Origin of the sequence: Achromobacter spanius, assembly GCF_002812705.1 — a bacterium.
In the GTDB taxonomy this organism is placed as follows: domain Bacteria; phylum Pseudomonadota; class Gammaproteobacteria; order Burkholderiales; family Burkholderiaceae_B; genus Achromobacter; species Achromobacter spanius.
Map to the genome: position 1 here is coordinate 5571892 of NZ_CP025030.1, position 12191 is coordinate 5584082.

A 12191-nucleotide genomic window follows, 5' to 3' on the forward strand; every position below is an offset into this window, starting at 1 on the left:
GAAGCCATGACTTCGCTGGCAATCCAAGGAACCGGCATGGACACCCCCCAAGACATCCTGCGCGCGCTCGGCCTGAATCCCGACGCGCTCACCGGCGGCACGCTGACCGCGCGCAGCCCGATCGATGGCGCTGAACTGGCGCAGGTGCATGAACACACGGTGGCCCAGGCCCATTCGGCCATCACTCGCGCCCGCCAGGCCAGCCTGGCCTGGCGCGACGTGCCGGCCCCGCGCCGGGGCGAACTGATCCGCCTGCTGGGCGAAACCCTGCGCGAGAACAAGACGGCGCTGGGCCGCCTGGTCAGCCTGGAAGCCGGCAAGATCGTGGCCGAAGGCGAAGGCGAAGTGCAGGAAATGATCGACATCTGCGACTTCGCCGTCGGCCTGTCGCGCCAGTTGTACGGCCTGACCATCGCGTCCGAACGCCCCGGCCACCGCATGATGGAAACCTGGCATCCGCTGGGCGTCATCGGCGTGATCAGCGCGTTCAATTTCCCGGTGGCAGTGTGGTCGTGGAACGCGGCGCTTGCCATCGTCTGCGGCAACGCCGTGGTGTGGAAGCCCTCTGAAAAAACCCCGCTGACCGCCCTGGCCTGCCAAGCGCTCTTCGCGCAAGCCATGCAGCGTTTCGGCGACGCGCCCGCCGGCTTGTCCGAAGTGCTGATCGGCGGCCGTGACGTGGGCGAAGCGCTGGTGGATTCGCATACGGTGGCACTGGTGTCGGCCACCGGCTCCACCCGCATGGGCCGCCAGGTGGGCCCGCGCGTGGCGCAACGCTTTGGCCGCGTGCTGCTGGAACTGGGCGGCAACAACGCCATCATCGTCGGCCCCACCGCCGACCTGGACATGGCCGCGCGCGGCATCGTGTTCGGCGCCATCGGCACGGCCGGCCAACGCTGCACCACCACCCGCCGCCTGATCGTGCACGAAAGCGTGGCCGACGCCCTGGTCCAACGCCTGCACAAGGCCTACGCCAGCGCCCCCATCGGCAATCCGCTGGACAGCGGCAACCTGGTCGGCCCGCTGATCGACCGAGGGTCGTTTGACGCCATGCAAGACGCCTTGCGCGCCGCGCGCGAGCAAGGCGGCAAGGTCACGGGCGGCGAGCGCGTGCTGGCCGATGACTACCCCAACGCCTGGTACGTGCGCCCGGCCATCGCCGAAATGCCCGGCCAGACCGACGTGGTCTGCCACGAAACCTTCGCCCCCATCCTGTACGTGATGCGCTACCAGGAATTCGCCGACGCGCTGGCCTTGCAGAACGGCGTGCCGCAAGGCCTGTCGTCGGCCATCTTCACCAATGACCTGCGCGAAGCCGAGACCTTCCTGTCGGCGTCCGGTTCCGACTGCGGCATCGCCAACGTCAACATCGGCACGTCCGGTGCGGAAATCGGCGGTGCGTTCGGTGGCGAAAAGGAGACGGGCGGCGGCCGCGAGTCGGGTTCCGACGCCTGGCGCAATTACATGCGCCGCGCCACCAACACCATCAACTACTCGCGCAACCTGCCGTTGGCGCAAGGCATCAAGTTCGGCGAGTAGGCCGACTGGAAAGCCTTGAATCGCAAGGCTTGAAACGCAAAGGCCCCGCGCGGTTGAATCCGCGCGGGGCCTTGTTGCCTGGGTCATCGCACGACATCCTGCGTAACACCTGTTTATTACACGGCCTACATCCGATAAGCCTGGCTTACAAACAGTTGCGGCAGGCGATGCTACATTTCTTCGTCACAAGAAAAGCACACCGTCCCCATGCCCCTACGCCGACCTGCCCCCCCCTACTTCGCCCTGCGCACCCTGACCGCCGCCGTCGCCCTGAGCGCCGCCGGCTCGGCCGCGGCAGGCGTGTCGTACCGGATGGACCGCCCGTCCGCCGCCCCCGGCGAGACCGTCACCATCGAAGCCGTGTACTTCAACGAAGGCAGCGCACGCGCCAACTGGCAAGCGCCGCCTGAACTGGTGCTGCAATGGCGCAGCCAGGACGGCCAGATCGTGCGCAGCCTGGCCAAGCTGGCCGGCGACCGCGCCAGCTATAGCGTGCCCGTGAACAACTTTGCCCGCATGGCATGGACCGCCGTCGTGCCCAGCACCGCGCGCGGCCTGCAAGCCGTGTCCATTGAAGGCGAACCGTCCTTGATGGCGCTGGACGCCACCGGCCGCGAAAGCGGCACGCTGGCCAGCACGCCAGCTCAAGGCCCGGTGGTGGATGCACGCAGCGGCGAGCCCGTGCCCGTGGCTGCCGTCACCGCGGCGGGCGCTTCGCCCGATGCCGGCCCCGCGCCCGACGCCACCGTTGCGTCTACGGTACAGCCGCAAACCGCGTTCGACCGCTTCCGCAGCTCGGTATCGGAATACAAGCCCGTCTACTTCGACATCGGCACCCGCGGCCGCACCACGGCGCGCTTTCAGATCAGCGCCAAGTACCGCCTCTTCAGCCCGACGGGCGACCGCCCGGCAACCTGGGGCGAGAACTTCTACCTGGCCTACACCCAGACCTCGCTGTGGGATTTGCAGGGCGATTCCATGCCCTTCATCGACACCACCTTCAACCCCAGCGCCTTCTGGCTGTCGGACAGCATCTGGCAATCCGCCAACCAGAACTGGCGCTTCGGCATGAACACCGGCGTGGAGCACAGTTCCAACGGCAAGGACGGCGACGAATCGCGCTCGGTCAACGACGGCTATATCGAACCGCGCTTCCACTACCGCTTCGACGGCGGCAGCACGCTGACCTTCGCGCCCAAGGTCAAGGCTTACTTCGGCGTGGCGGACGAGAACCGGGACTACGCCGATTACGCCGGGCATGTGGATTGGCAATTGCGCTGGGCGCAGGACAACGGCGCGGTGGTGTCGGCGATGTACCGCCAAGGCGATCAGAAGCGCCGCACGACGCAGCTGGACTTTGCCTGGCCGCTGCAACGCACGTGGCTGAACATGAACGGGTATCTGCACTTGCAGTATTTCAACGGGTATGGGGAGACGTTGCTTGGGTATAACCAGCGCAATGAATCGCAGTTCCGGGTGGGGTTGTCTTTGGTGCCTTGAGGGTGATGGCTGGTGCGTGGGTTAAGGGGATGGGTGTTTGCGTGCGGTGTGGTGATGGGTTGCGCGCGTTGGGGGGCGGGGTTCTTTTGTCGTTTTTCCCGCGCTTCACCCATCCTACGATGCCAGCTTCAGCTCGGGTTCAGGGATTCGTAGACGAGGGTGGCCAGCGTCAGGTCTTCCAGGGCGCTGCCGACGGCCTTGAAGACCGTGATTTCCTGGTCATTTTTCCGACCTGGGCGGGCGCCGGTAGTGAGCTGGTGCAAGTTGCCCTGGATGGCGTCGCGGGTCAGTACGCCGGCGTCGAAGGCTGACAGCAGGTCGCCGGATTTGGTGGGGGCTTCGTCGGTATCCACGTAAACCGTCGTGCCGTCAAAGCAGGCCGGGTCCGTCTCACGCATCTCGGGCGTGAAGCTGCCGATCAGGTCCAGGTGCGTGCCGGGGCGCAACCAGGCGCCCTGGATCAGCGGCACGGTGGACAGGGTGGCGCAACTGATGATGTCGGCCGCACGCGCGGCGCCTTCCAGGTCGGTCGTGGCCTGAGCATCAAAGCCCTGCGCACGCAGGCTTTCCGCCAATGCCTGGGCGCCGGCCTCGCGCACATTCCACACCATCACACGCTGGATAGGACGCACGGTACGCATGGCTTGCGCGACCAGGCCCGCGATGCGGCCCGAGCCCACGATCAGCAGCGTGCTCGCCTCCTTGCGCGCCAGATAATCCGCGCCCAGCGCGGCCGCGCCCGCCGTGCGGTAGACGGTGACGATGTCGCCATCCACCTGCGCGATCGGCACGCCGGTTGTGGCGCTGTACAGGTTGTACGTGGCGTGCAGGCCGGGCAGGCCCTGGTGCGTGTTCTCGGGAAATATGTTGATGATCTTCACGCCGAAGTAACCCCGGTCGCTCCAGGCCGGCATGATCAGCGTGGTGCCGTGGGCCGTGCCCGACTGAATGGCGTGGACGTGCCGCGTGGGCACGGTCGCGCCTTGGCGAAAGGCCTCGCGCAGGGCGGGAATGACGGCGTCGAATGACAGAGCGCCGCGAGTCTGTTCGGTGTCGATAAAGCGCATGGGATCAGTGCCTGAAGAGGGTCAATCAATCAAAGAGCCGCAGGCAGTCTAGCAGCGCGGGCCTTGGGGCGTCCCGCAGGGGTGACGGGCAGGCCATCAAGGGCTATCAATCTTTGCGCAGGCGTCATAACACCCCGTTATCGGGTGCGGCGCACGGCACGCGACGAAATTCAATAAAGCCTAGTCATATCAAGCGCTTGCACCGACGCAAGCAGCTTTCATTGCGATGCCCACATAGTGGATTTCCCTGGGTCCACGCGGCCTGAGCGCACTGGCATTCTTCGACCACCCCAAGCCCACGGGCGCACCAAGAGAGGTCGTTATGCCAAGTTCCGTTCACCCCGCTCCAGCCGCAACCACGACGGGTTGCCGTGCAAGCGGGCCGAAGCCCGCGACCGGAGCCGCCCGCGCATGATTCGGCAACTGCTTAACCGCCTCTATATCTCGCTGCCTGTCCTGCTGGGCGTGATCGTGGTGTGCTTCGTGCTGCTGCAGGTAGCGCCCGCGGATCCCGCCGCGGTCATCGCCGGCCCCACCGCCACCGCCGAGGAACTGGCCGAGGTGCGGCAGGAACTGGGCCTGGACAAGCCGCTGCTGGTGCAACTGACGGGTTATATGTGGCGCCTGGCGCACCTGGATCTGGGCCGGTCCATGATTTCCAACGTGCCGGTGATCGACGAAATCGGCAGCACCATCGGCGCCACGGTCGAGCTGATGCTGGCCAGCGTGATCTGGTCGATTCCGCTGGCGATCTTGCTGGGCACCCTGGCCGCCTACCGCCGCGGCAAATTGATCGACCGCTTTGTCATGACCTTGTCCGTCATCGGTGTGTCGCTGCCGGTGTTCTGGGTAGGGCTGCTGCTGGTGCAGCACGTGGGCGGCGCGGGCATCCTGCCTTACATCGGCCGCAATGGTCCGCTGTGGACCCTGGCCGGGCTGGAATCCATCGCCCTGCCCGCGCTGACGCTGGGTTCGGTATTGATCGGGCCGGTGGCCCGCATCACGCGCACCGCCGTGATTGAAACGCTTAGCGGCGACTACGTGCGCACCGCGCGCGCCAAGGGCGCGGGCGAACGCCGCGTGGTGCTGCGCCATGCGCTGCGCAATGCGCTGCTGCCTATCGTGACGCTGGTGGGCCTGCAAGTGGGCAACCTGCTGGGCGGCGCGGTGGTAACCGAGCAAATCTATTCCTGGCCCGGCGTGGGCCGCATGGCGGTCGGCGCCATCTTTGCCGGCGACTTCCCCTTGGCCCAGGGCGCGATTCTGGTGACAGCGCTGGGCTTCATCATCATCAACCTGATCGTGGACCTGCTGTACGGCTATCTGGATCCGCGAGGACAAAAATCATGAGCGCAGGTTCCACTTCTTCCATGGGCGCCTTGCCGCCCCAGGCCATGGCCACGCCGCTTGCGCGCATTGCCGACCGGCTGCGCCGCGACCCCATTCTGCTGTTGTCGCTGCTGGCGGTGATCGCGATTGTGCTGACCGCGCTGTTCGCGCCGTGGCTGGCGCCGCACGACCCGTATTCCACCAACATGTCGATAGCGCGCAAGACGCCGGGCTGGGTGTCGTCCGACGGCATCACCTATCTGCTGGGCACCGACGTGCAGGGCCGCGATATCCTGTCGCGCATCATCTACGGCATCCGCGCCACCCTGCTGCTGAGCGTGCTGGCGGTGATCGGCGGATCGGGCATCGGCGCCGTGCTGGGAATCCTCGCGGCCTACTACCGGCCTATGGAAGGCGTGATCATGCGCGTCGTGGACGTGCTGCTGTCGTTTCCCGCCATCCTGTTCGGCCTGAGCCTGTCGGCGCTGCTGGGCCCCGGCACCTTGGCGATGGTGCTGGCGCTGGGCGTGTCCGCCATCCCCGGCATGGCGCGCATCGCACGGGGTTCGGCCATGGTGGTGATGAAGCAGGAATACATGGAAGCCGGCCATGCCATGGGCTTTGGCAATTTCTACCTGATCACGCGCTACCTGCTGCCGAACTGCTCGTCCATGCTGATGATCTACGCGACGCTGCAATTGGGCCACACAATCCTGCTGGGCTCGGTGCTGTCGTTCCTGGGCCTGGGCCCGCAGCCGCCCTTCGCCGAGCTGGGCAGCATGGCCGCCGACGGCCGCAAGTTCCTGCAGATCTTCCCGCACATTTCCACCATTCCCACGATGACGATCTTCTTCATCGTGCTGGCCTTCAATCTGCTGGGCGACAGCCTGCGCGACGCGCTGGATCCCAAGCTGCGCTTCTGAATCGCGCCTGACCACACAACACACCACATCACAACGGGGAAACCACCACCATGAAGCTCATCAAAAGCCTGGCCGTCGCGCCCTTGGCGCTGACCTGCCTGCTGGCCGCGCCCACGCACGCCGTCGCACAATCCGACAAGACGGTGCTGATCCTGCGCGAACTCGACACCGACAAGTACGACCCGCACCGCACCACGGCGCGCGGCGCGGCGGAAGTGCTGTTCATGGCCGCCGACACCATGGTGGGCCTGGACTACGACATGAAGACGCCGGTGCCTGCGCTGGCCAAGAGCTGGACGGTATCTCCCGACGGCCTGACCTACACCTTCGCGCTGCGTGACAACGTGACGTTCTGCAGTGGCCGGAAGATGACGGCCAAAGACGTGGTGGCCAGCTACGAACGTTGGCTGAACCCTGAAACCAAGGGCCTGGAGCGCTGGCGCGCCGGCCCGGTGGACAGCATCACGGCGCCCGACGACGTCACCGTGGTCTACAAGCTGAAGAAGCCCTACAACGAGCTGCTGCAGCAGATGGCGCATTACATGCACTCGGTCATCAATATCGACCAAGTCAAGGAACTGGGTCCGGACTACGGGGTCAAGGCCTTCGATGGCACCGGCCCGTACTGCTTCCAAAGCTGGTCGCCGCGCAACGAAGTGGTGCTGACCAAGCACGCCGGCTACAACTGGGGCCCGTCGATCTACAAAGACCCGACGCCCAAGGTCGACAAGATCATCTGGAAGATCGTGCCCGAGGAAAGCACGCGCCTGACCGCCCTGCAAAGCGGCCAGGCAGACTTGTCGCGCTATCTGCCGCAATGGGCCATCAAGGACCTGAAGGCCGACAAGCGTCTGTTCGTGAGCCGCGCCGATCCGTTCTACTGGACGTTCTTCCTGGGCTTCAAGATCGACAAGCCCATGCTGACCGACGTGAACGTGCGCCGCGCCATCAATCTGTCCATCAACCGCAAGGCGCTGACCGAAGCCATTACCTTCGGCGAAGCACAGCCCGCCACCAGCATGCTGGCCACCAACACGCCCGCCGGCAGCAACGACGCCTACCGCTACGACCCCGCCGCCGCCAACAAGCTGCTGGATGAAGCCGGCTGGAAAAAGCAGTCCGACGGTTTCCGCTACAAGGACGGCCAGAAGCTGTCGCTGCTGCACTACGGCATCACCGGCTACTGGAAAGACATCATGGAAGCCGTGCAAGGCGACATGAAAAAGGTTGGCGTGGACCTGCGCGTGCAGTTGTTTGATTCGACGTCCGCCTGGGGCAAGCTGGCCACGCAGGAATTCGATGAATTCAGCATGAGCTTTGGCTACATGAGCACGGGTGAAGCGCTGAACAGCTACTTCCTGTCCACGAGCATCCCCACGCCCAACCGCATGAACTGGAAGGACGCCGACACCGACAAATGGCTGGCCGACGGCAGCGCGGCGCTGGACCCCAAGGAAGGCGACGCCATCCTGTCCAAGGCCTTGACCAAGATCTCGGACGGCGCCGCGTGGATCCCGCTGTACCACGACTCGCTCTACCTGGTGGGCGGCGTGCGCATGAAGCCGATGCGCGCGCACGGCATCTTTGGCGCCGCGGCCTATAAGGGCCTGGACATCGCGTTCAAGTAAGCCTGCCGGCGGCGCGCCAATCAGCGTGCCGCCTTCCCTGCCATTTCCGCTTCATTTCTTTCATGCCGTACAGAGAGCCTGCCGTGAGCGACACCCCTCAAGCCCGTATTACCCATTTCAAGAATCTGTCCACCCTGGTGGCCTGGGACGCGGACCTGGGTTCGCACGTCTATATCGAAAACGCCGATCTGGTGATGCGCGGCAACACCGTCATCCACGCCGGCACCGGCTATACGGGCCCGGCCGACAGCGTCGTGCCGGGTAGCGGCCTGATGGCCATGCCGGGCCTGGTCAACGTCCACACCCATCCGTCATCCGAACCCGGCAACCGCGGCCTGCTGGAAGAGTTGGGCAGCGACAAGCTCGGCCAAAGCTCGCTGTACGAATACATGCCCGTGTTCCGCATGGGTATTGAAACCGCGCAATATTCCAACCAGGTCGCCGTGTCCGAGATGCTGCTGTCGGGCGTGACCACCTTTGTCGATATGTCGCTGCCGCGTCCGGGCTGGGCCGACGTGGTGGCGGGCACCGGCATCCGGGGCGTGCTGGGCCCGATGTTCCGCTCGGCCGCCTGGCGCACCACCGACGGCCACTCGGTGGAATACACCTGGGACGAGGCCGCCGCCGTCAAATCCTTTGAAGCCGCGCTGGACGTGGTGGACAGCGCCGTCAAGCACCCCAGCGGCCGCCTGTCCGCCATGCTGTGCCCGTCGCAGGTGGATACCTGCTCGCCCGAACTCTTGAAAGAGGCGCACGCCGCCGCGCGGCGCCTGGGCATACCCATGCAGATCCACGCCGCGCAAAGCGTGGTGGAATTTTCCGAGATGACGCGCCGCCACGGCCGCACGCCCATCGAATGGCTGGACGACCAGGGCCTGCTTGACCCGGACCTGATCATCGGCCACGGCATTTTCCTGAACGACCATCGCACGCTGTACTGGCCGCATGCCGATGACTTCGGCCTGCTGCAACGCTCGGGCGCGCATGTGGCGCACTGTCCCACCGTGTTCGTGCGCCGTGGCATCGCGCTGACATTCCTGGGCCGTTACCTGCGTGCCGGCATCAACGTGGGCCTGGGCACCGACACCTTCCCGCACAACATGCTGGATGAGATGCGCCTGGCCTGCTATGTGGCTCGCCTGCAAGCCGGCCATTTCCGCGCGGCGTCCACCGAAGAGGTGTTCAACGCCGCCACGGTGAATGGCGCCAAGATGCTGGGCCGCGACGACATCGGTCGCATCGCGGTGGGCGGCAAAGCCGACTTTTCGCTGGTCGACCTGTCGCACCCCTACATGCGCCCCGGCCGCGAGCCGCTGCGCAGCCTGATCTATTCGGCCGGTGACCGCGCCATTCGCGATGTGTATGTGGACGGCGAACAAGTGGTCAAGAACGGCCAACTGCTGACCATCGATATCGAACACTGCATGCAGGAAGTGGAACGCGCCCAGGCGCAGACCATTGCAACAGTGTCGCAGCGCGACTATGCGGGCCGCGACATCGACGCCATGTCGCCGCGCGTGTTCCCCAGCCGCGCCTAACGGAGAGTTTTGATGAGCGAAACACTACTGGCCGTGCAGGGCTTGAGCGTGGAGTTCGGCGCCCGCGCCAAGCCGTACCGCGCCGTGAAGGCCTTGGACTTCACCATAGGCCGCGGTGAAACGGTGGCGCTGGTGGGCGAGTCGGGGTCCGGAAAATCGGTCACGGCGCTGTCCCTGCTGCGCCTGATCGAACGCGCCGGGGGCCGCATCGCGTCGGGCGCGGCGCGTTTCGTGCCGCGTGACGGCCAGGAAGTGGATCTGTTCAAGCTGCCGGAATCGGCGTTGCGGCGCATCCGGGGCAACGAGATATCGATGATCTTCCAGGAGCCCATGACATCGCTGAACCCGGTGATGACGGTGGGTGACCAGTTGGCCGAGGTCTATCTGCTGCACCAGGACATTTCGCGCGAGCAAGCCTGGACCAAGGCAGAGGCGATGCTGGTGGCGGTGAAGATGTCTGAGCCGCAACGCCGCATGACGCAATACCCCGGCGACCTGTCCGGCGGCATGCGCCAGCGCGTGATGATCGCGATGGCGCTGGCCTGCCGGCCGCAACTGTTGATTGCCGATGAACCAACCACCGCGCTGGACGTCACCGTGCAGGCCGAGATCATCGACCTGATCCGTGACCTGCAACGCGATGTGGGCATGGCTGTGCTGTTCATCACGCACGACATGGGTGTGGTGGCCGAGATTGCCGACCGCGTGGTGGTGATGCGCCACGGCGACAAGGTTGAGGAAAACATCACGGAAGCGTTGTTCGACGCGCCGCAGCAACCCTATACGCGGGATCTGCTGGCCGCTGTGCCGAAGCTGGGAGATGGTTCACCCGACGAGGCCGTTCTGCAAGACCGTCCGACCGTGCTGGAAGTCTCGGGGCTGGCCAAGCGCTTTCCCGTGAAGTCGGGCGCATTCGGCAAGGTGGTGGCCAACGTGCATGCGGTGGAAGGCGTGTCGTTCACGCTGCGCGCGGGCGAGACCCTGGCGCTGGTGGGTGAGTCCGGCTCGGGCAAGTCGACCACGGGGCGCTTGCTGATGAAGCTGGTACAGCCGACCGAAGGCGTGATCCGGCTGGTGGGCCAGGACGTCACGCAATTGACGCCCGACAAGATGCGCGACATGCGGCGTCATATCCAGATGATTTTCCAGGACCCCTATGCGTCGCTGAACCCGCGCCTGCACGCCTGGGATCTGGTCAGCGAACCCTTGAAAGTACATGGCGGCTACACACGCGAACAACGCCGCGAACGCGCCGCGCAACTGCTGGAACGGGTCAACCTGCCGCGGGAATTCCTCGACCGGTATGCGCACCAGTTTTCAGGCGGGCAGCGCCAGCGCCTGTGCATTGCGCGCGCGCTATCGGTGAACCCGAAGATCATCGTGGCCGATGAACCGGTATCAGCGCTGGACGTGTCAGTGCAGGCGCGCGTGCTTGATCTGATGAAGGAATTGCAGGCCGAGATGGGCTTGTCGTATCTGTTCATCTCGCACGATATGGCCGTGGTGGAGAAAGTCAGCCACCGCGTGGCCGTGATGGTCATGGGGCAGATTGTCGAGATAGGACCTACGCAGGAAGTGCTGCATCGCCCGCGCCATCCGTACACGCAGAGCCTGTTGTCGGCGGTGCCGATTCCCGATCCGGCGCGCCGTCATCAACGCACGATGCGCGCCGCGCGGGAAATTCCGAGTCCTATCCGCAAGGTCGGCAACAACCCCCACGTTGCGCAATTGGTGCAAGTTGCCCCGGGGCATTTTGTGCAGCAGGCGGCGTGATGGTTGCGCGCGATAGAAGGCGTGGTTCTTGTCATCGCCTTGCCGCGCTACACCCATCCTACAAAGCGTAGGATGGGTGTAGCGCGAGAAACCCTTCAAAAGGACGAGCCCCCCAACGCGCAAACCCATCACCCACCCCCCGTAGGATGGGTGAAGCGCGCACGATTCGGCATCCGTAAACCGCCCGCCAATCGCGCGTAACCCATCACCCCCCCAATCACACCAAAACCCGCCCCGCCGCCATTCCCACCGCCGCCTGCGTCGGCTCCACCACCGGCAACCGGCAAGCGTCTTCCAGCCGGCCACGCAGGTCGGCCATGCCGGCGCAGCCCATGATCAGCACCTCGGCGCCGTGCGCATCGCGCAGCGTCTTGCCCACTGTCACCATGCGCGCAAAGGCCAGCTCGGCGTCGGCCAACTCGCTGACTTTCATATCCAGCGACAACTCCGCGCAAATGCGATCCGCCACCCCCATCGACCTGAAATACCGAAGATGCCTGGGAATCGACGCCCTCGCAATCGCAATAACTCCGATGCGGGTCGCCATGCTCATGGCCGTCAGCACCGAACACTCACCAATACCCAGCACCGGCGCCGGCACCAGATCCCGCAGTCCATGCAGGCCGGGGTCGCTGAAGCACGCGACGATGAATGCGTCGGTGGCAGCCGCCTCTTGCACAAACAACCGCGCCATCGGCGCAATGCAGGCGTCGGCTTCGGCCTGCGTCTGGATGCCGGCCGGGCCGCCCGTGGAAGTCAGGCAGCGAAACGCCAACGGCAGGCGTTGGAACGGTGCGACCGCGCGTTCGATAGCTTCCGTCACACCGGTCAAGGAGTTCGGGTTAACGAGAGTGATGCGAGCGTTGGACATGATTGAGTAGAATCCCTGCAAAG

At 65.2% G+C, this 12191-nt stretch carries 9 protein-coding genes; 7 read left to right on the plus strand and 2 right to left on the minus strand.

Going from position 1 to position 12191, the window contains the following annotated elements:
- Positions 1-36: 36 nt before the first annotated feature.
- The gene (gene amaB, locus CVS48_RS25330) at positions 37-1539 is read left to right on the plus strand and encodes an L-piperidine-6-carboxylate dehydrogenase (RefSeq protein WP_100856854.1); all 1503 of its coding nucleotides are present in this window, start codon (positions 37-39) and stop codon (positions 1537-1539) included.
- Positions 1540-1746: 207 nt separating this feature from the next.
- The gene (locus CVS48_RS25335) at positions 1747-3039 is read left to right on the plus strand and encodes a phospholipase A (RefSeq protein ID WP_100856855.1); all 1293 of its coding nucleotides are present in this window, start codon (positions 1747-1749) and stop codon (positions 3037-3039) included.
- A gap of 128 nt (positions 3040-3167) precedes the next feature.
- On the opposite strand, the gene lhpI is transcribed toward CVS48_RS25335, so the two are convergent.
- Positions 3168-4106, minus strand: a complete 939-nt coding sequence (gene lhpI, locus CVS48_RS25340; protein WP_100856856.1) for a bifunctional Delta(1)-pyrroline-2-carboxylate/Delta(1)-piperideine-2-carboxylate reductase — start codon at positions 4104-4106, stop codon at positions 3168-3170.
- Between the two features lie 411 nt (positions 4107-4517).
- On the opposite strand from lhpI, the gene CVS48_RS25345 reads away from it, so the two are divergent.
- The 5 genes from CVS48_RS25345 to CVS48_RS25365 all read left to right on the plus strand — a co-directional run bounded on the left by CVS48_RS25345 (position 4518) and on the right by CVS48_RS25365 (position 11297).
- Positions 4518-5456 carry an ABC transporter permease gene (locus CVS48_RS25345; protein WP_100856857.1) on the plus strand — a complete coding sequence of 313 codons (939 nt, stop codon included), beginning with the start codon at positions 4518-4520 and terminating at the stop codon, positions 5454-5456.
- The gene (locus CVS48_RS25350) at positions 5453-6358 is read left to right on the plus strand and encodes an ABC transporter permease (protein WP_242001161.1); all 906 of its coding nucleotides are present in this window, start codon (positions 5453-5455) and stop codon (positions 6356-6358) included. Before CVS48_RS25345 ends, CVS48_RS25350 begins: the two co-directional genes overlap by 4 nt.
- A 50-nt stretch (positions 6359-6408) precedes the next feature.
- Entirely contained in the window at positions 6409-7986 is a 1578-nt protein-coding gene (locus tag CVS48_RS25355) for an ABC transporter substrate-binding protein (protein WP_100856859.1), read from the plus strand.
- 83 nt (positions 7987-8069) lie between these two features.
- On the plus strand, positions 8070-9524 hold the full coding sequence (locus tag CVS48_RS25360) for an amidohydrolase family protein (protein ID WP_100856860.1): 1455 nt from the start codon (positions 8070-8072) through the stop codon (positions 9522-9524).
- 12 nt (positions 9525-9536) lie between these two features.
- The gene (locus CVS48_RS25365) at positions 9537-11297 is read left to right on the plus strand and encodes an ABC transporter ATP-binding protein (RefSeq protein ID WP_100856861.1); all 1761 of its coding nucleotides are present in this window, start codon (positions 9537-9539) and stop codon (positions 11295-11297) included.
- A gap of 217 nt (positions 11298-11514) precedes the next feature.
- On the opposite strand, the gene CVS48_RS25370 is transcribed toward CVS48_RS25365, so the two are convergent.
- Positions 11515-12168, minus strand: coding sequence for an aspartate/glutamate racemase family protein (locus tag CVS48_RS25370; RefSeq protein WP_100856862.1), 654 nt, complete (start codon positions 12166-12168; stop codon positions 11515-11517).
- Between the last annotated feature and the right edge of the window lie 23 nt (positions 12169-12191).

What these genes read in the sequence shown, in the direction of transcription:
- amaB (WP_100856854.1), top strand. Translation starts at nt 37, where the DNA reads ATGGACACCCCCCAAGACATCCTGCGCGCGCTCGGCCTGAATCCCGAC.
- CVS48_RS25335 (WP_100856855.1), top strand. Translation starts at nt 1,747, where the DNA reads ATGCCCCTACGCCGACCTGCCCCCCCCTACTTCGCCCTGCGCACCCTG.
- lhpI (WP_100856856.1), bottom strand. Translation starts at nt 4,106, where the DNA reads ATGCGCTTTATCGACACCGAACAGACTCGCGGCGCTCTGTCATTCGAC.
- CVS48_RS25345 (WP_100856857.1), top strand. Translation starts at nt 4,518, where the DNA reads ATGATTCGGCAACTGCTTAACCGCCTCTATATCTCGCTGCCTGTCCTG.
- CVS48_RS25350 (WP_242001161.1), top strand. Translation starts at nt 5,453, where the DNA reads ATGAGCGCAGGTTCCACTTCTTCCATGGGCGCCTTGCCGCCCCAGGCC.
- CVS48_RS25355 (WP_100856859.1), top strand. Translation starts at nt 6,409, where the DNA reads ATGAAGCTCATCAAAAGCCTGGCCGTCGCGCCCTTGGCGCTGACCTGC.
- CVS48_RS25365 (WP_100856861.1), top strand. Translation starts at nt 9,537, where the DNA reads ATGAGCGAAACACTACTGGCCGTGCAGGGCTTGAGCGTGGAGTTCGGC.
- CVS48_RS25370 (WP_100856862.1), bottom strand. Translation starts at nt 12,168, where the DNA reads ATGTCCAACGCTCGCATCACTCTCGTTAACCCGAACTCCTTGACCGGT.